Source organism: Bacillus sp. FSL P4-0248, from assembly GCF_038593305.1.
Taxonomy (GTDB): Bacteria; Bacillota; Bacilli; order Bacillales; family Bacillaceae; genus Bacillus; species Bacillus safensis.
The window spans coordinates 2,462,055-2,481,807 of sequence record NZ_CP151983.1; the positions used below are offsets into that span (position 1 = coordinate 2,462,055).

General features: G+C 37.5%; 15 protein-coding genes, 1 tRNA gene and 1 pseudogene. 3 read left to right on the plus strand and 14 right to left on the minus strand.

What is annotated here, in order from left to right:
- Positions 1-155: 155 nt before the first annotated feature.
- Complete coding sequence (locus tag NST65_RS12590; protein WP_111926369.1) at positions 156-1,448, minus strand: kelch repeat-containing protein; 1,293 nt, start codon at positions 1,446-1,448, stop codon at positions 156-158.
- A gap of 201 nt (positions 1,449-1,649) precedes the next feature.
- On the opposite strand from NST65_RS12590, the gene NST65_RS12595 reads away from it, so the two are divergent.
- Both NST65_RS12595 and NST65_RS12600 read left to right on the plus strand, forming a co-directional pair.
- A complete protein-coding gene (locus tag NST65_RS12595) occupies positions 1,650-3,260 on the plus strand; it encodes a T7SS effector LXG polymorphic toxin (protein WP_258521754.1) in 1,611 nt (536 codons plus the stop codon).
- A 20-nt stretch (positions 3,261-3,280) separates the two neighbouring features.
- The gene (locus NST65_RS12600) at positions 3,281-3,670 is read left to right on the plus strand and encodes an immunity 50 family protein (RefSeq protein WP_111926365.1); all 390 of its coding nucleotides are present in this window, start codon (positions 3,281-3,283) and stop codon (positions 3,668-3,670) included.
- Positions 3,671-4,453: 783 nt separating this feature from the next.
- Here NST65_RS12600 and NST65_RS12605 read toward each other — a convergent pair.
- The 13 genes and pseudogenes from NST65_RS12605 to NST65_RS12665 form a co-directional block, all read right to left on the minus strand.
- Positions 4,454-5,941: a restriction endonuclease subunit S gene (locus tag NST65_RS12605; RefSeq protein ID WP_111926363.1), complete on the minus strand. Its 1,488-nt coding sequence runs from the start codon at positions 5,939-5,941 to the stop codon at positions 4,454-4,456.
- Complete coding sequence (locus NST65_RS12610) at positions 5,938-7,368, minus strand: N-6 DNA methylase (protein ID WP_111926361.1); 1,431 nt, start codon at positions 7,366-7,368, stop codon at positions 5,938-5,940. Before NST65_RS12610 ends, NST65_RS12605 begins: the two co-directional genes overlap by 4 nt.
- Positions 7,369-7,481: 113 nt before the next feature.
- Positions 7,482-10,688, minus strand: a complete 3,207-nt coding sequence (gene hsdR / locus NST65_RS12615) for a type I restriction-modification system endonuclease (protein ID WP_111926359.1) — start codon at positions 10,686-10,688, stop codon at positions 7,482-7,484.
- Between the two features lie 496 nt (positions 10,689-11,184).
- Positions 11,185-11,988 (minus strand): hypothetical protein, encoded by an 804-nt coding sequence (locus NST65_RS12620; protein WP_111926355.1) that lies wholly within the window; start codon positions 11,986-11,988, stop codon positions 11,185-11,187.
- A gap of 219 nt (positions 11,989-12,207) precedes the next feature.
- Positions 12,208-12,281 (minus strand) — tRNA-Arg (locus NST65_RS12625).
- A 120-nt stretch (positions 12,282-12,401) separates the two neighbouring features.
- Complete coding sequence (locus tag NST65_RS12630; RefSeq protein ID WP_056768068.1) at positions 12,402-12,926, minus strand: metallophosphoesterase; 525 nt, start codon at positions 12,924-12,926, stop codon at positions 12,402-12,404.
- Between the two features lie 14 nt (positions 12,927-12,940).
- Entirely contained in the window at positions 12,941-13,543 is a 603-nt protein-coding gene (locus tag NST65_RS12635; RefSeq protein WP_176966890.1) for an XTP/dITP diphosphatase, read from the minus strand.
- A 10-nt stretch (positions 13,544-13,553) separates the two neighbouring features.
- On the minus strand, positions 13,554-14,282 hold the full coding sequence (gene rph, locus NST65_RS12640; protein ID WP_046311987.1) for a ribonuclease PH: 729 nt from the start codon (positions 14,280-14,282) through the stop codon (positions 13,554-13,556).
- 151 nt (positions 14,283-14,433) lie between these two features.
- Complete coding sequence (locus NST65_RS12645) at positions 14,434-15,495, minus strand: GerMN domain-containing protein (RefSeq protein WP_034279767.1); 1,062 nt, start codon at positions 15,493-15,495, stop codon at positions 14,434-14,436.
- A 102-nt stretch (positions 15,496-15,597) separates the two neighbouring features.
- On the minus strand, positions 15,598-16,413 hold the full coding sequence (gene racE / locus NST65_RS12650) for a glutamate racemase (RefSeq protein ID WP_034279765.1): 816 nt from the start codon (positions 16,411-16,413) through the stop codon (positions 15,598-15,600).
- A gap of 10 nt (positions 16,414-16,423) precedes the next feature.
- Positions 16,424-16,864, minus strand: coding sequence for a MarR family transcriptional regulator (locus NST65_RS12655; protein WP_034279763.1), 441 nt, complete (start codon positions 16,862-16,864; stop codon positions 16,424-16,426).
- 149 nt (positions 16,865-17,013) lie between these two features.
- A pseudogene (gerE, locus tag NST65_RS12660) lies at positions 17,014-17,100 on the minus strand (spore germination transcription factor GerE); the annotation flags it as partial.
- Between the two features lie 34 nt (positions 17,101-17,134).
- Entirely contained in the window at positions 17,135-18,658 is a 1,524-nt protein-coding gene (locus tag NST65_RS12665; protein WP_342488914.1) for a recombinase family protein, read from the minus strand.
- 158 nt (positions 18,659-18,816) lie between these two features.
- On the opposite strand from NST65_RS12665, the gene NST65_RS12670 reads away from it, so the two are divergent.
- Positions 18,817-19,749 carry a hypothetical protein gene (locus tag NST65_RS12670; RefSeq protein WP_342488915.1) on the plus strand — a complete coding sequence of 311 codons (933 nt, stop codon included), beginning with the start codon at positions 18,817-18,819 and terminating at the stop codon, positions 19,747-19,749.
- The last annotated feature ends 4 nt before the right edge of the window (positions 19,750-19,753 follow it).

Genomic DNA, 19,753 nt, shown 5'->3' on the forward strand with positions numbered 1-19,753 from the left:
ACCTTGGAACGTCTCTTTTGAGCAAAGCTGTCTTATTGTAACAAAGATTTAATGTATTTGAAATGAAATTCGATCTTAAATTTGCCTTAAAATTGCTGAAAGCTGTCGAACTAACGCAAAAGCCACCTAGTTTGACTAGATGGCTTTGATTTCATTTATTTCTTATATTTATTGACTTCGAACATGAGAATGTTGTTGAATACCACATAGTCCTTTTTACTTTCAAAAGGACCTTTGTTGTTGTCATGCTCGTCAATCTCATAAAATCCCGGGCCTTCTCCGGCATCACGCTTTTTGTACCAGGATAGGAAGGCGTTGACTTCTTTCATGGAAAGGTCATACTCTTTCTGTAAGCCATTTACCATTGTGATGATGAGAAGGGCATCGCCATCTTCATCGGTTGCATCGTCTTTAGGCGGTGTGGTTGGTTCTTGGTCTTTGTCTCCTGGATTTGTAGAATCATCTTTTGGTGGTGTTGTCGGTTCTGGATCTTTGTCACCGGGTGTTTCTGTGTTGTTTGGAAGTTCCAGGTCTTTTAAGGAGATAGAGATGACCGATTTATAGTTTCTATCAGCTAATTGAGTAAAGTTATTGTTGGGTATTCTACCTCCTATGATATATAAAGTATCATCTATAATCACAGAAGAATGAGCAATACGCATATCGCTTTGCGGCGTATTCACATAGGATTTCTGTTCTGTATTAACGTCATAAAGATATTGATATTTTGGAGCAACTGCCGTAACTAATATATTTTCTTTATAATTAACAGCAGACAAATACTCCCCTTTAAATCCGTCTTTTTTTTCTGTCCACTTATTATTAGAAGGGTTGTATTCATAGATTATAGATTTTGTATTACCGGAAACTGCATAAAATTTCCCTTTCGAAACCACACTTGTAGCATTTTTAATTATTACACTTGGTTGTGATTCTTTTACCCATTCGTGTGTGGTTACATTATAACTATAAAATTCATCTCCCCCACCTAGAACATAAATTTTGTTATCAATAGCTCCCCCCTGTACATTATATGCTCCTTTTAATGACTTAAACGGAACATTTTCTAACTTAGTCCATTCATCTTTTTTTGCATCATAAACTTCAAAACTATTAAACTTTCTATCTTCAGATCCCCCTGCTATAACATAAATTTTGTTGCCAATTGTTACTGTTGCCGCCCCTCCCCTAGCAGTTGGCATTACACTTTTTTCAAACCATTTATTCATGCTGGGATCATACATATAAGTTTGATTTGAATATCCTTTATTATAAGAACCTCCCCCTATAACATAGATGTTTCCGTCTACTACTCCTGTACTAGCACCAATTCTTGCCTCCGGTAAGTCCGCAAGCTTTTTCCATTCTGCAGTTTCAGCTTGTGCTACTTGATGTGATTGCAGAATAGCAAGTACAAACAAGATCATTACTAATAACCATTTTTTCAAGAATATCACTCCTTCAGATAGTCTTACTCTATATGTATCGGATTAAACTGTACATTTTCTACCACAAAATAGAAGTGAATTTAGAATAGTAGCGTTCTTCTCTAATTCACTTTCATATCACTCGCTACTTTTTACCTATTCATTACCTATTTTTATATTGTTAAAATAAAACATACTTATTTGAGAAAGGAGTGAACCTTTCTGGGCAAGATACTTGATGCAAAAGCACTAACCAGTGCCATGGATACAAGAGCAAAACACTATCAGGAACTCCGCGAACAAATGGTAGATTTAAAAAAGGCATTACAAGGTGTTGCCAACCTCGGTGATGATTTTACTGGGAAAGGTGCCGATAACATTAAAAGCTTTTATAAAGAACTAGCGGGTAATGTTGACATGTTTATCAATTTCATTGATAAGCAAAAAGCCTTTCATGAAGGTGTTTCTGGGACACTTGATGATACGAGCTTTGGTGGCGATACCTTTGTAGAAGAACACTTTTTAGACAACGCAGTACATATGGGAATCAAGAATGCCAAAAGCATTGTAAAGGATCAAAAAAAGGCACTCAAAACGATTTTTCAAGACATTGATGATCTCATTTCACTAGAGGTATTTGATAGCCAAAACTTTGACGAAAAAATAGAAGATGCGGAAGATGAACGAAAAAAGACAGTCAAAGATCTAAGAGAGCTTGATCAAAATTTAAAAGATGAATATGCTTTGTCAGAGACGGAGCAGCAAGCTACAATGGCATTGTACGCTGAAATGATGAATGCGACAAATGATGGAAAAGCGATTTCGCCTATGAATTTTGACAAGAAAGCATATCAAAATAGCGAAATCTACAAGGCAAAAAGCGATATTGAGAAGCAAACTGCTGAATATCTCAAAATCAAAAAAGAACAAGAAGAAGCCCGCGAGATCGCAAAAGAACAAGAAGCGCTCGCCAACCGTCCTTGGTATGAAAAAGCGCTCGATTACGGTGGAAATATTGTCAATGAACTGACTGGTGTGAACGATGCAAAACGTGCCGCAACAGGTGTTGATCCGATCACGGGTGAGGAACTCACCGCAGGCCAGCGAGTCGCGGCAGGAGGCATGGCAGCAGCAGGCTACATCCCAATCGTCGGCTGGGCAGGCCGCATTTTCAAAGGCGGAAAAGCTGTCTATAAAACGACTCAAGCCACATCAGCCGCAGTTAGGGCAGTCGACATTTACAAGACATCGCAAAAATCCTTTGACGCCCTGAAGACATCTCAAAAAGGATTATATGGTCTCACTGCAACAAACGGCTTCAGCGAAGCGATTACTGGTAGAGATATGTTTGGGAATAAGATCTCCAAAGAACAGCAGGAAGCGAGTATGAACGCGGCGCTGGGTATGCTTTTGCCGTTTGGACTAAATGGTGTAAGTAATAAATTAAAAAATAAAGCAACACTAGACGTGCAGAATAACTTAAATAAAAACCATCATGAATCTAGAAAAGCTAGTTTAAAAGAAATTAAACGACAATTAAATATACCAAGAACACAAAACCCTGAAAGTCAAAAGATGGTGCCCTTAACAGATAAAAATGGAAAAAGAATATTAAATGAAAAAAACCAGCCCATCCTTACGAGAGAACTTACGTATGAAGTTAATGGTAAAAAGATTGTTATTCAGGATCATTCAAATGGTCACGATTTTGGAGAAGGAGGCATCGGAAACCAACCTTCACACCACAATGTCAGACCTGAACATAACACCCGCAATGGTAAAGTTGAAGGTGTAGAAGACCATTATTATTTTGAAAGAAGAAACAATAAATAACTCAAACGAGGAGTATCCAAATGATTAGAGAAGAAAAATTTATGAACCCACAAGCGATGACTCAAATTTTCGGGGGGATTCCTCATTTTAAAAATGCAGAAATCATGAACGTTGATTTAAACAGAGATGGTCCTACCCTATTTATAAGAATAATGACAAAAGACTCCGTGAAGAATAGACCTAAACGTTGGGGGAATTTTGATGTTGTCTACGTTGAATTATCATTCATTGGTGTAACGGATTTAAAAATTAATCATTTAGGAAATAATAATATAATTGATCATTTTGAGATTAGCACAACAGAGAATGAAGGGTTATTAAAAATAAACTGTAAGAATCAAATGCAAATCGAAACCATATTTGATTGGGCAAGAGTTGAACAAATTTCTCCGGGGCTAATTGGGTCTTAAGATAACTTACGTTTTCATAAACACCAAATATTTAATCCACTTTAAGAAGGGCCTCTCTTTATTAAGAAAAGCCCTTCTTAAAGTCATTTTCATTAGCTAATAACAATCATACAATGCTTTTTGATTATTCAACACTTCTAATAATTAATTCAAATCCCTTAGTAAAACATCTTTGAACAATTCAATAGCATTTTCCTCACTAGAATCATTCGTGCCTAGTTTCCCTTGAAATGCTCTAGACATATAGACTTTTTTAATGTTTTTGTAAGTTGATTTTAGCCTGACCATACTGTTAGACTGGATTCATAAAAGATCGCTAAAATACTTTGTTAAACAATAGAAAAAAAAGAACTTTGATTTATCAATGTTTTTGGCTTTTTAACAGTTTCAAATCATCATACGACCCAGTAGAGATTCGAACTCCCGATCGACGGCTTAGAAGGCCGTTGCTCTATCCTGCTGAGCTACTTTATATATCCGCTATTTGTTCACGTTCAAATAGACTATAATTAGATTCGTTTCGAAAAAGTCAATTCTTTTCATGCTGTGTGGATGAACCGACTATAGGTTTACCCCCTTCATGTCCCCAGTGAAAATGTAGGAATATCCCCCATATCCTTTATGTAAAGAAAGAGAGATGTAGTGGGCAGAAATTTACCGATTGTCAGTTTGTGAATGAGAGTGGTTTCTGTATCAAACCAAAACACCAACATACCCAATACCACAACTTGGCATGTATGCAACCATAAAAGACATCCAATTAATTTGGATGCCTTCCTATAACTATTTTACTTGTTCTTGTAGCACGTCTTTCAGCAATTCAATAGCACTTTCTTCACCTAGGTCATTTGTTCCCAGTTCACCTCGGAATGCTTTAGAGAGGATAGATTGCTTTAGTGCTTCAATATTCTCTTCTACTAGAATCATTTCTTTTTGTTTGCTTTCTAGTTCTCGATAATTATTAAGCCAGCTTGTAATCTCCATAACTTCTTCCTGCGAAGGCAAAGGAATCGGTAAAGAAGCCAGTTTTTGTGAGTTAATATTAGCTTGTCCAACCTGTTGGGTAACCATTGATAGAAGTATTTTACGTCCTACATGGCTATTAATATAATGAGAAACATAACTAGCTAAAAAATCTTTATAAAACAATCGTACTCTGATTAGATAAGATGCAAATGTAAATCTCTCTGAGACATCTTCTGTTATTACAGACGTTTTACCAACTAATTCATAACTATTCGTCCTATTAAATAATAAATCATTAGTTTGTAAATCATATTTTAAAACATCTTCATGATTGTTCGGGAGATACTTCAAGTTATTTAGTTCAAGATAACCATCAACAATATTCCCCATTCTTAATACTGGTGTTCCAGTTACGTCATCATTTGTTTTAGCAGATGTGCCATATGTGGATGCTTCAATTAGATCATTTAAGCGCACCCACTTCCATTCTCTTGGCAATTCATATAGCTTTTCTAAAATACTTGAGTCTAATTGGTCTTTATACTTTGTTTTTGTTCCTTCTTTTAATAAATTTATTTGTTCAATCCATTCATTAGCCGTAGTTATATCAGCATTTTCCCCTCTCCACTTCCTAGTCAACTCCCCACGAAACGCCTTATCCAAAATAGCCGCTCGACGAAGTTCAAACGTTTCCTTCGCTTCTTCAATCAACTGCTTTGCTTCTTCAATTTTACTTAAAAGCCGCTCCACTTTCTCAGCAATTCGTTTTTGCTCGTTCACAGGAGGGAGAGGAAGTGGCATCTTCTCATAGTCTGTACTTCGAACTGAAGGAGAATTATCTCCCCTTGTATGATCAATCAGATATTGAGTAGCATAATTAGAACATAGATAGCTATACAAATAACTTGAATTCAGTATTTTTTTAGGTGTACAAACATAAAAAGCCGTTGACGCAACCAATTTATTATCCTCTATATCGATATGTGCTATATTTTTTAAATACGGTCTTACTAGTGAAATAATCACATCATCCTTGGAAACTTTTCTTTTTGCTCTACTAGGTGCAAGAGTTATTTCTACTTCCTTTATTTGTCTAACCAATTGTTTTTTATTATCTATTGCATCAACGTCTATATAATGGAATGCTTCCCCATCTAATTTCTTCGGCTCTCTAGTTTCCATCGGTTTTATCGCATTTTCAACTCTTGTCCAAACCCAATTTCTTGGAACTTCATAAGACTGCTCTTCATCTGGTAATATCGCTTCTTCCAATAATTCCTCAATGGTCTTCTTTTTCTTACTCACTGTTTGACCACCTCATCCTCTTCAACAGCACGCAACTCTTCAACTACCTCATTTAACAACCCCATAGCCTGCTGAAGTTTCGCAATTGCTTCTTCTGCTGATTCAATTGGATCTGGTAAGTTGTCATAGGAAGATAGTGATTCATCTGTAATCAAACCGATATCTAAACTATCCCCTTTTTTTGCAATATCTTCTCTTGTGAACACATTCCAACGTTCATCCTCTACTTTTGAGCGGTCTTCTGCTACATATGCTTTCATGAAGTTTTCAAAGTGTGCCATTGTTAGCTGATTCCGTTTTCCGAATGACGTCATATTGGTGCGGAGATCATATACCCAAACATCCTTTGTATTATCTTGGTCTGTTGTTCCTCTTGTGAAAAATAAGACGTTTGTTTTCACACTTTGGGCATAGAAAATCCCCGTTGGTAAGCGTAAGATTGTATGCAGATTGCATTTATTCATTAAATCACGTCGAATCTGTGCACCAACCCCGCTTTCAAACAAGACATTATCAGGTAATACAACTGCTGCGCGTGCATGACCATCGTCTTTTAAAGCGTTATAAATTAACTGTAGAAAATTAAGCTGTTTATTGGAAGTTGCAAACGTCAGGTCATCACGGGAGACACTCTCTCCACCTTTTTTCGTTCCAAATGGTGGATTGGTTAAAATGACATCAAAGTTTTTCATCCATTTTCCATTACTAGATAACGAATCCCCTTGTTCCAGTCGCCCTTCGATATCATGAAGTAATGCATTCATTAAAGCAAGACGATGAGTCCCTGTGACGAGTTCCATTCCAGTAAACGCTTCTTTCTTTTGGAAAACGCCCAGTTGTGGATCTAAATCATAATAGTTATCTGTCTTATTTTTCAAATACTGGTCTGCCGCAATCATAAAACCAAATGTACCAGCTGCAGGGTCATTGCATCTTTCTCCAGGTTTAGGGTCAACTAGCTGTACCATTACATCAATTAATACACGCGGTGTAAAGTATTGACCAGCACCTGATTTTGTTTCGCTTGCGTTTTTTTCTAACAAGCCTTCATATAAATTACCTAAACCTTCTTCTTTTGCGTTGTACCAATCAAGGCCATCAATGGTCTTTAGAATTTTCTCTAGATTCTTTGGTTCTGTAATACTTGTAGCAGCATCCGTGTAAATCTGACGCAATTGAGCATTCTCGCTATTACCCAGCTTAATTAAAAGATGTTGATAAAATGTTTTGAGTTCTACCCCTTCTTTTTCTAGCAAATCATCCCATCTATATCCTTCGGGTATTACATTTTCTGTTTGCTGTTCTTTCATCATTTTTAAAAATAAAATATAAGTTAACTCCGTGACATATTGTTGATATGTAATACCGTCATCACGAAGCACATTACATAAATTCCATAATTTTTGAACGATTTCTTGGTTATTCATCTTTTTTCCTCCTGGAAATCTTCTATCTATTAAATCAAATTTGATGATTTTTAGTTGAAAGCGAACCTTTTCATTATAACCCAAAAAAGTGCCTCAATGAAGAGGCACCGTCGTTAGCTGATATAAAGGTTCTCATTGATCGTATTGACAATATGATCAATATGATCACCGAACTCACGTTTCAGTAATTTGTAGCCACCAGACGTTCTAAAAGGTTCTTCCGAGAATGCCTCTTCTGCGGTAGGCGCAAGAACAGGAACTTGAAGTAATTGCTTTTCTATTCTCTCTAACCATTTCTTTTGTCTTGGCGTCCAATCATGCAGTGAATACACTTTGTGCATTGCCTGTTTAATACGTGATTCATGGTCAACGAGTGCTTTACCTAATGCAGCTTGGCGAATAAAACTAATAATATCTGCTGCAATGTCTTCATTTTTTGTCTGTTTCCAAGCGGTTTGTAAATGAGATTGCTTAAAACCTTTTGTTTCTAAAATCGTCATTAGTTCTCGTAAATCTTGTCTTGTTAGATCTTTTGGTCGTGTACAAATCAGATGCAAAGCGGGAATTTCATTGATATTTTCTTGGATAAATCGAACAAAACCATCCAGATAATCTTCTGGTCGCTTGTTTCCTTCACCATACCCACGAATGACGTCTGTTACTTCATCTTCCTTATCAGATATATAGCGTTTTTCACGTGTCACTTGGTACGTTTCCATGTATTCAAATAGAATATTATGCTGTGTGGCTTCTTGCGGTGAGTATGTTTGAATTTCTTTCACCCATTCATCCACATGTTTTCCATTTGATAATTCTTCAAACTTTCCCATGCCTTCTTCGTCAAATCTTTGTTTGCGACGTTGGATTTTTGCTACTAATTGATCACGATAAAACGAAGCTTCCTCATCAGTCGTTGCATTTACAAGAGAATCATACAACTCACCGATACGAAAGTTTTGTTTCTTCACAACTGGTTTCATTTCTGTATAATGTTGCAACTTGTCATATATACCAACAGCGTCGTAGATGTTAAAGTGTGTTTTCCCAATCTCTGGGCAAAGACGAGTCGCACGGCCAAGCATTTGATCATAGAGAATACGAGATTGTATTCTTCTTAAAAACACCAAATTTGTGATCGGCGGCACGTCAATACCTGTTGTGAGCAAATCAACTGTAACAACGACATTAGGTAGTCGCTCATTTTTAAAACGTTTAATGGCATCTAATGGCTTGTAGATATATCCAGTAATTTTCATAATGGCATCATCTTCAATGTCATCACCACGTTCTTTAAAGGCTTCTTTTAATAAGCGAACAACAAGATCTGCGTGTTGATCAGTAGCTGCAAAGATAAGCGTTTTTTCTTTACCTGCAGGGTCAATATAATCAACTAATTTATTTAAAACTGCACGGTTAAACGGTTCTGTAATGACTTTTTTATTAAACTGCTCCACTTCAAAGTGCACAGTATCTTCTAACTTTTCTAGTTGAATCTCCCCTTTATCAACATCATATACTTCTACTTCCTCATCTTTTTCAAAGGTGATGCCCACTTGTGAAAGTTCTGTTTTAAACAAATAAGGGGGCTCATGGTCCACTAGATATCCGTCCAACACTGCTTCGCTATATGAATATTTAAAAATTGGCATACCGAAAATGTCTGTTGTATGTAGAGCAGGTGTTGCGGTAAGCCCTAAACATGCCGCATCAAAATAATCGATAACGCGCCGATATTGACTAATATAATCATTCTGATCACGGAATTCCAATTCTTCCTCTGTCATTTCTCTATCACTTGTATATCCTCGATGCGCCTCATCTACAATGATGAAATCATATTGCCCAACGCTTGGAAGCTTTTCGCTATCGTTATAAAAAAGTCTGCGAACCATTCCCTGCACGGTTGCAATCTGCACCTTCGTTTCAACTTCCGGTGTGAGATCGCCTAATGACTTCACATCATATATATCAGCAAACGAGTAACCTTCAATTTTCGTATCTTTCAGTGAATCCTCTGTTTGTTTACCGAGTGAATTACGATCGACAAGAAAAAGAATGCGGCGACACTTTTTAGACTTAATTAAGCGATACATAAGCGCAATAGCGGTACGAGTTTTTCCAGTTCCTGTAGCCATTGCAATAAGCATTCTTCTGTTTCCTTCTTTTAACGACTTTTCTGCAGCCAGAACCGCATTCTGCTGATAGTGACGCAATCCAAATTTCGTTATATCCTCTTCTTCTAGACGCTTATCCGCATCCTTATCATCTTGGCTAAGAAGAAGTTGTATATCTTCAGGTGAATGCCATCCTTCAAGCGGACGTGCATGTTCAAATGGTTTGCGTGAATCCCAGAACCAAATGCCCGATTCCTCTTGAAGCTGTCTTAAATAAGGGCGGCCATTTGTTGCATATAAAAATGGGATTTGATAATCACCAGTTGTTGGTGTAATCTGTTCATCTTCTATTTGCACAACATTTTTCGCGTACACTTTTGTTTGACTATCTAATGCCCCAGGAATCGTTTTCTTTTCTGCTTTTGCTTCAATGAAACCAACAAGCTTGAGTCCAATAAACAATGCATAATCAACCCAGCCGCCATCGACCTTCCACTCAGCAATGGCCATATGTTTGTTTTTCTCTGGTAGAGTCCTGTTTTTTTTATAGTTTAGTAAATTCGTGTCTACTTCCCATCCAGCAGCACGTAACTTCTGATCAATGATGATACGTGTTTCATCTTCAGTCAGCTGCTGCCTACGCATGAAGTTTTTGGACGCTTTTCTACGTTTCATTTTCTCATCTGCTTGCTCTAATTCAGCTTGATGACGAATTGCCTCTAATTCCTCTTCAAGCTGTCTCACTTTCACTACATACTCTTGTTGGAGCTGTCGTGTATCTATTCCTGTTTGTATATTTGGCTCTATGTACTCTGGAGCTTGAAAATTCCAATCACCGTATACCTCCATAAACCAAGTCGACAAACGAAAAGCCAAATGCAATAAAGATTTCGCTTCTTCTGTTTTTTGATAACCTGCTTCATGCATGGCCACATTCCCTTTGCGACGAAGCGTTTCAACGATATCTATTAACTCTGGTTCAAGTATTCCTTCTCGGCGTAATATATTGATGCGCTCTACTTGTTTCGTCCCATATGCTTCCTTAATATTTTCAGCGGCTAGAATAAATTTTGTTAATGTTTCGGCAAATAACCGTAGTTTCATTACTGTTGTATGTGGGTCATGATATACATTTTTCTCAGCTGTTTCTCCTAAATTGGAAAGTACTGCCCACTTTCCTTGAAAAAATGAAAAATTGCTATTCATCGTTATCACCGTTTCCCAAAAGGTTTTATATGTTTATTATACTATATTTATACAAAAATTAGGTAGACTTATTCCACAACTGAAAAAGTTAAGTTAATGGGGGTTTTGTACAACAAATTTCATATCATCTTTTTGTGCTTTAAACTTTTTATCGGCAAGAAAAATATTGTTTCAAATAGCCAGCGACATTTGCCGAGAGAAAAAACGATCTCTTATCCTAAGTCTTCAAAACTTTATCTACTTTCACTAGATCTCTCTACTAATACTCTATAATCAGAGAACAATATAAAAACCCATGGTTTCATGGGTTTCTCATCAGTCCACTATAAGAAAGTCTGTCACAAGGCAAGCGGGTTCTCCGTTTTGATCTAGCCCCCAAAAGCTTGGGTACATTCCGTCACCGTAACCTGTTGTATACATAGCATCTTAAAATAGCTTATTATTTCTGTGCTCTTGGTTAATAACATTTTATTGATTAGTTGCAAATATTTTTTGTTTATTTTCTCTTCTTAGACTTTTTTGCTTTTTTATTTACTGAAGCATTCAAGTTTTTCTCTAAAAGATAGCTATAAAAAAGTTTTTCTAATAATTTATAGTTTTTGTTCGAACTTAAAATTTTTTGGGCATAATGTATACCAGTATACAAAAAAGCTCCGACAACCATTACTTGAATCCCGAGTATCAACCATAAACCTAGAACTTGATTAAACTCTTCTTCTTTTAGAGATGGTTCTTCAACAGCAGTATTTATAATAAGAGTAAACCAACTCGCTATCATCGAAACTAGAATAGAAGGAATAGAAATTTTCAAAAATGTTGTTATAGAAGCTTCTCTTCTATCTTTATTTATTTCTTTTAGTTGAGGCAATATATATTTTTCAATTTGAGTTGTTGAAAAATTATGTTTATTTAGTTTTTCGTTAAAAGCTTCATAAATAACATTTTTTCTTAACTCATCAAAAGTCTTAAAGCCTGACAATTCAGAAAAATGAGTTAAACCTTTTATTATACAGTATATAGCTATAAATAATAATAGCAAGAAAACAATCACAACTGCAATTAAGAATACTTTTCCATGTGAAAATTTATTAAAGAGGAAAATAAATAATATAAATACAATTAAACATGAGACTATTTTTAATATACATTCCACAAAAATTTTGTTCTTTTTTTGCGCCTTCACTTCCGATTCTTCTTTCACTTCATTTAAAAAAGGAGAATTTATTAATAAGTATTTCATTGTATTCACTTTTCTCACTTCTTGTTTAAGTTCAAACAACATATCATCTATATCAGTCAAAATGTCATCACCTCTATTTCTATTACGAAAAAAACAAATAAAAGTTTCATCTAATTTAATATAAGAATGACTACCCTAGGAATAAAACAAATCTTTAAAAACTCTCTAAATCAATATTTTAATTATGTTCATAGGAAAAATCAGAGCAATATTTAATAAATACTAGCAAAAAAGCCTAAAATCCTTTCATATCAAGGATTTTAGGCTTTTAATTTAGTACGTCCCAGGAGAGATTCGAACTCCCGACCGACGGCTTAGAAGGCCGTTGCTCTATCCTGCTGAGCTACTGGGACATGTTGTTATGTAGTGTGCTGCGGTGTATTACCTCAGCGACAAGATTTATTATATTACTATTGTTCTTTAAAGTCAACGGTTTTTCGAAAGTTTTTTCATAAGGGGCAAATGCTGCACCCTTATGAAATACCTTCCAATGTGACAGTGTTTTCGAGGTCTTGTATGGCCTGACCTTCGTCCGTGAAAAACTGTACGTTTGCTTCGCTTCCATCTAGTGTCAGTATAGCATAGCTGCGCTCTTTTCGCACTCTTGGCAAGTGCACGCTGCCTGGGTTAATGAGGAGTTTTCCTCTTAGCAGTTCACTGCCTGGAATGTGCGAGTGGCCAAAGCAGATAATGTCTGCGCCTAGCTCTTCTGCACGGTAGTAGACTTGAAGCAAGGATTGTTTGATGCCATGCAGATGTCCGTGAGTGAGAAATAGTTTTCCGCCTCCATCAAGTGGGAGCAGGAGCTCTTCTTCAAAATCGCCCATAAAGTCACAATTTCCTTTGACGACTTTGTATCCTTCGAGTGCTGGGTGGTTCGTTTCGAGTTCTGAATCTCCGCAGTGAATCATCATGTCAACTTCAGCCGCATGCCGTTTGGCAATGGTTTGAAGTTCGTCTGTGAGTCCATGACTGTCACTAATGATGAGTATCTTCATGGCTTCATTCCCCCTTATTCATTTGCGTCTAGCAGTGATGAAAGCTTTTGAAGCGCGACCGCTCGATGGCTGATCTTGTTTTTCTCCTCTGGTGATAATTCGGCCATCGTCTGGTCTTTGTCTTTGACGATGAAAATTGGGTCGTATCCGAAGCCATTTTCGCCGATTGGTTTTTCTGCGATGAAGCCTTCTACTGATCCTTCTACCGTCTTTGTTTCTTTTCCCGGTATGCTGACAGCAAGGGCACATCTGAATCTGGCTGTGCGGTCTTCTTTTTCAATGCCTTGAAGTTCGCTCAGCATTTTTTCCACATTCTCCGCATCGTCTTTATGCTCACCTGCGTATCTCGCTGAATACACGCCAGGTTTTCCGCCCAGATAATCAATTGACAGACCGGAATCGTCTGCAATGACCATTTCACCTGCTTTGGCTTGAATGGCCTCCGCTTTGATGATGGCATTTTCTTCGAAGGTTTGTCCTGTTTCTTCAATTTCTTCAGTAAAGCCAATGTCTGCTAGTGTTTTGACCGTGAATCCTTTTGGCTCAAGAATGGCTTTGAATTCTTTCGCTTTACCCGTATTGTGCGTTGCAATGATGGCTGTTTTCATCCTGATCAAACCCTTCTCTTTATTCGATGACTTCTCCTGTTAGTGCTTTTTGCTTTTCGATTAATTCTTTGATGCCCTTTTCGGCTAAATCAAGCAGTCCGTTTAGCTGTTCTCTTGAGAATGTCGCTTCTTCGCCTGTTCCTTGAAGTTCAACAAAGCGACCAGCGCCTGTCATAATGACATTCATATCTACTTCAGCAGAAGAATCTTCTTCATAGTTTAAATCTAACAGAAGACCTTGCTGAGAATCAATTCCGACGGATATCGCCGCTAAATAATCAGTAATCGGGTTTTCTTTGATGACTCCTTCAGCCCGTAGCTTTTGAATCGCAAGTGTCATGGCAACAAAAGCACCTGTGATGGATGCTGTGCGTGTGCCGCCGTCTGCTTGAATAACATCACAATCAATCCAAATGGTGCGTTCGCCAAGCTTTTCTAAGTCAACGACTGCGCGGAGTGCTCGTCCAATTAAACGCTGAATCTCCATAGTGCGTCCTGTGACTTTTCCTTTAGATGATTCTCTTATCGTTCTTTGTGCAGTTGCTCTTGGAAGCATGCTATATTCTGCTGTGATCCAGCCTTTTCCTTCTCCTCTTAAAAAAGGAGGTACGCGGTCTTCGATCGATGCGTTACAAATCACCTTCGTATTTCCCGCTGAGATTAAGACAGAGCCTTCTGGGTGCGTGATGTAGCCTGCCTCTATTTCAATTTTTCTCAATTCGTCATATTGTCTTTCATCTAATCTCATGTTTTACCTCCGTTACGATATACATTCCTCGCGAGTGCCAGCGGGGTTCTCCTACTAACTTTGACAACCTCAGCTCGTTCTAATCGCTTGGAATAAAAAAGAGGCAGCGAATATGCATGCCTCTTTTTCTCCATTATATCAATGTGTGACGTTAAAAACTACCTGTATTCACTTGTTCTGGTCGTGAAACCGGCTTTGTAAGCTCTGCTCCTTTTTCGTTCACAAGCTCAGCCTTGCCGTTCACCTTGACAGATACGCTTTTGACGTCCGGCAGCTCGGTTAATGTGAGCACAATGCTATCAAGAACTTTTTGTGAAATGACCTTTTTCTTTTCATCTGCACTGCCAAAAATGGATTCGTTGAAATCAAGTGTCACATGGCCATCTTTTACTTTTGGTACATCATTCAACTTCACATCTTGATCGAAGTCTGTAAGCAGATGGCTTTTTTTGCTTGGTCCAGAGACGAGCTCATCAATCGCTGCTGTAATCGGATCATCCTCGTCTTTTGGCGCTCTTTTGGTCACCGGAACATAGTACGTCTGTTCATCAGATTCAGCTAAATAGTAAACCGTCACTGGCTTTGTCGCTGTCATATCAGCAGCAGCCTCGTGCTGGATATTAATACCGTCTTCTCTGCTTAAATCATCTGAGATAGGTGTACCGTTCACAGGCATTTCTTTTAGTTCATGTCCATTCATCTTCAATTTGACTTTGGCTATGGAATCAAACTGTGTTAACGTCCAAGTAACAGATTGCAGGATGCGCTGCTCGTCTTCTTTTTTATAGTTTTTAAATTCATTTGAAAAATCGACAACCGCCGTTCCGTCTTTAATATCGACAGATACGCTCGTATCCGCTGGCAAAACTGCTCTGAATCCATTCGGCATTAAGTTCGAAATAGGTCCCCCATCCACGAGATATTCAAGGGTTTGTTTGGCACTCCCTTCATTTTTCGGCAATGGAATGGATTGAGATACGACATACCCGTTTTTATCTATTAAATATAATTCTCTCATGACCGTATCTGCCTGCTTCTCTTCTTTTCCTTCTTTGGCTGTTTGTTTATCTTCTTTATTTTCTTTCACATATGTGACGTTTTGTGGCGGGTCAATCTCTGTTTTCGCTTGGTCTGTTTGAAACAATCCGCATCCTGACAAAAGCATGGCTGACGCGATACACGTAACAGCTGCTGTAGATCCTTTTTTCAGCATACTTCACCCTCCTCTAGTAGTTTGTACTACTATGTATACGAGCTCCCCCAGAGGATTAGACCCTTTTCATAAAAAAATAACCCACTTCAAAATAGAAGGGGGTTATTGCTGGTAGATGTGTTCAAGTGACACAGTTTCGACCTTCCCTGGCAGGTAGCCAAACCAGTCACGAGCGATGTTTTGAAAATTTTGCTGCTGCCCCGTTGTGTAAAATGTATGGACAGGCGCTTCTTTAGAGGTATTTAACAGCCCTTTATATGAAAGAATCGTACTCGCTTCTCTCGCTGTCTCATCCCCTGATGAAATGATGCTGACATCACTGCCCATAAAGCGCTGAATCGGCTCTTTTAAAATCGGATAGTGTGTACAGCCAAGAATAAGTGTATCAATTCCTGTTTCCTTCATCGGTTCAAGGGAATCTTTCACCACTGCCTCTGCTGTCTGATCTAAAAACGTACCGCTTTCCACAAATGGGACAAGGAGCGGACACGCCAGACTTTGAACTGTTAGACCTGCTTTTAGTGACAGCAGCGCTTCTTTGTATGCCTCGCTTTTGATCGTATTGACTGTGCCAATAACGCCAATATGCTGGTTGTTCGTCACTTTAATTGCTGTACGGGCGCCAGGCTGAATGACGCCAATAACCGGAATATCAAGCGTTGCTTTAATTTCATCCAGTGCGATCGCTGTTGCTGTGTTGCATGCAATGACGAGCATTTTAATATGGTGGTGTTTTAATAAGTAGTGTGCCATTTCCCACGTATATTGAAGAACTTCTTCTTCTTTCCGCGGGCCATATGGACATCGTTTTGTATCGCCTACATAAATGATTTTTTCTTTTGGCAGTTGTCTCATGATTTCCTTTGCAACGGTTAAACCGCCGACGCCGGAATCAATGACGCCGATTGGTTGATCCAACAAAATCGCCTCATTTTCTTTTCATTTGCTGCTGTAGTTTCGTTAAGGATTGGTTGAAAACGATGGCTTCTTCTTCTGAGAAAGCCTCTAGAAGTTCACTGACGTATTCTTGGCGTTTAGCAATCACTTCTTGAATGATCCGCTCGCCTTCAGGCAATAAATGAATGCGAACCACGCGGCGGTCAGATGGATCTTTCACCCGTTCGACAAGTTCACTTTTTTCCATTCTATCAATTAAATCAGTGGTTGTACTGCAAGCCAAGTACATCTTTTGTGACAGCTCGCCTATTGTCATATCTCCGAATTCATAAAGCCACTGAAGCCCAATGAATTGTGGAGGTGTAATCGTATATTGATTCAGGATTTCTCTGCCTTTTTGCTTAATAATTGCGGCAATGTGACGCAATGATTTTTCAATCTCTGCAACATGGCCTGACTCATTCGTTTCCATTTTATTGATACCTCACTATAGCATCTCACTTTGACTAAAACGTACATGTCTATTTTCCTCGTTTTTCAAAGAAAATGCAAGAAGAGACTCATGGAAACCATATAGAAATAACCGGTTCCTTCCCGATATGGAAGGAAAACCGGCTGACTTTAGAGCTCTAGCTCACCCATACGCAGAAGCTCGACTACAGCCTGTGAACGGCCTTTGACTCCTAGCTTTTGCATGGCATTTGTTATGCATACCTTTTACAAATGAGTATAACTTACAGGATCATTTAAATCTATAATGAAAATTCATTTTCCCGTTTGGGTGGATTACAATATGATCAATGAGCTTATCAAACACATGCTTTAAATCTTTCTCTTTGTCTTCAAGCTCTCGAAGAACCGCTTGCATTTCCATCATTGAACTTTTCTCATCATGGACCTGCTGTAAGGAAAATAAACTCTGTTCAAGTTTAATTATATTAGATTGAATTTCATTGCGCTTTGTTTGGAACTCGGCTTTTGAAATAATCTGATCTTCTAAATAAAGTTCCAGCAATCTTTTATTCTGTGTTTCTAAGGATTTCAACTCTACTTTAACAGACTTCATTTGTTTTTCTTTTTGTTCAAGTGCATTTTTTCTGTAATCATGTGATATATCCTTGGAGAATTCGATTAGATTCTCAATGACTAAATCCCTGACCTCTTCATAAGTAATTGGAACATGGTTAACACAGCCTTCTTGACCAGCTCTTCTGTAATTACTGCATTTAACGTATTTCCAATACGTTTTTTCTCCAGTTTGTTTGGCTCTGCTTGTTTGAATAATGACCATATTAGAACCACATTTACCGCAAATGAGTAATTGTCTCAACTCATTCCACGGGGTGAATTTAGTCTTTTTATTGACAGTCGGTTTATTATTTGCTTTTTCCCAATCCTCTCTTGAGACAATCGGCGGGCAAAAGTCTTCGTAAACGGTCCATTTTTCGGGTGGATTCCGAATGAATTTTTTTCGACCATCAACTTTTATCGTAGTATGCCTATTAGCTATATGCACGCCGCAATAAATAGGGTTTCTCAAAATGGTTTGAACTGTTGTGAGCTGCCAATTACTACGTTTTTTTGGAGGTGGTATTTCACCTAGCCTACATTTTTCTTGCAAAGCGTATGTAACCCTTTTATGACCCAATCCCTCGTTATTATAAAGATGAAAAATTAATCTTATAACTTGAGCTTCACTTTCGTTAATCACTAAGTGTTTACCATCTTTTTGGTAACCGTAAGGCACTCTTCCTGAATGCTCACCGCGTCTGGCTTTGGCTGCAAGTACACCACTTATATTGACTGACATAGACTTAGGTAACTGCTCCGCAAACAGAGCAGACATTTCAAATTTCATTGACGCTTTACTCTCGTAAAGGGAGTCATAGTCTTCTTCGAGTGTAACGACACGAACCCCATTAGACACTAGAATCTCTCTGATGTATAACGCATCTTTTAAGTCCCGGGCAAGACGTGTGATGGACTTAAAAATCACCATTTTTATTTCTTTCTTTTCCGCCAATGAAAAAATGTATTTCATGGCTGCCCTATCTTCAAGGACGGTTCCGCTGATACCATCATCTAACAAAACAGAACGGTCATCCCATTCATAATTATGTTGCTCGATCCAGTACCTGCAAACGTCGATCTGGTTTTCTTTAGAACTTATTTGTTCATCTCTGTCCGTTGAAACCCTTGTATAAATTTTATAAGGGTAGTCGTCATATTTAATGATTTCTTCAACTGATGATTTTTTGAAATACATATAACACACCCCAATTGTTAATTGTTCTTACTAAATTATAACATCTCGAATGTCAATTCCGTAATATTCTTAATTTGGAAAAAACATTGTTTTATCCTCTTTTTAATTCAATAATATGATAGACTTATTTGGAAAATATTTGTTTTGGAGGGTCTATATTGAATCTTATTAAAACTTTTCTCCTTTTAATTTTATGTACCTTATTCATAACTGCTTGTGGCAAAGCAGAAAACACATCCACAAGTAACTCCAGTAAAAAAGAAGAAAGCATTGAAACTAAAGAAAAATTAAATGTAAAGATCACCTTGAATAAAAAAATTAAAGACAATAAAAAGATTCTCATTAGCGGAAAAAGCAATTTGCCTAAAAATACAGAAATAGATATTTACTTAGAGCCACCAAATTCTGCTCATTACGATCAACGTGTAACGGTTAAAGATGGTGGTTTGTTTGAATATGAATTTTCTAATGAAGAAGGAGAGGAGTTTGAAGGCGGGAATTATACTGTTTATGTAGAAACCGCACCCGATCATCATCAAACTGATGCTGTTAGAGAGATTTTTGGAGAAAACGGAGCTAACCTTGTTGGTTCTAATGTAAGCGATGATTATATTGATCATAGAGCTACTGCTGAAATTAATTTTAAAATTAAGAACTCCTCAAAAGTTAAACAAAAAAGTAAGAAGGACAATGCTGCAGATGTTACTAAAAAGAAGGATGAAGAACTGTCTACTTTGAAAAGTGAGGCGGAATATGAAATTGAATCTATTGTAGAGGATAATTACAAGGCTGCCTCAATTGAAAAGATCGAAATTAATCAAGATATGAGTACTGACCAAGATAACAAACTAATCGCTCTTGTTTACTTGTCGTTTGATTTTAAAAATTCTGCTCAAACTTCTTATAACATGGTGGAAATGTTTAGTGATGATTTAGCTTCAAAAATTGGAACTGACAATAACAGGATTAACCAAATCGCTGTATTTTGGAAAGTTCCTTATATAGATGAAGATGAAACATTAGCTAAATTCTCATACGAACGTTCAGGAGAACATATGATAATCACTGATAAAGTATCTTCTTTAAGGTAACCCT

Coding starts and splice junctions, on each gene's coding strand:
- NST65_RS12610 (WP_111926361.1), bottom strand. CDS start 7,368: ATGAATAACCAAGAAATCGTTCAAAAATTATGGAATTTATGTAATGTG.
- NST65_RS12645 (WP_034279767.1), bottom strand. CDS start 15,495: ATGCTGAAAAAAGGATCTACAGCAGCTGTTACGTGTATCGCGTCAGCC.
- rph (WP_046311987.1), bottom strand. CDS start 14,282: ATGAGATTAGATGAAAGACAATATGACGAATTGAGAAAAATTGAAATA.
- hsdR (WP_111926359.1), bottom strand. CDS start 10,688: ATGAATAGCAATTTTTCATTTTTTCAAGGAAAGTGGGCAGTACTTTCC.
- NST65_RS12600 (WP_111926365.1), top strand. CDS start 3,281: ATGATTAGAGAAGAAAAATTTATGAACCCACAAGCGATGACTCAAATT.
- NST65_RS12665 (WP_342488914.1), bottom strand. CDS start 18,658: ATGTATTTCAAAAAATCATCAGTTGAAGAAATCATTAAATATGACGAC.
- NST65_RS12630 (WP_056768068.1), bottom strand. CDS start 12,926: ATGAAGATACTCATCATTAGTGACAGTCATGGACTCACAGACGAACTT.
- NST65_RS12655 (WP_034279763.1), bottom strand. CDS start 16,864: ATGGAAACGAATGAGTCAGGCCATGTTGCAGAGATTGAAAAATCATTG.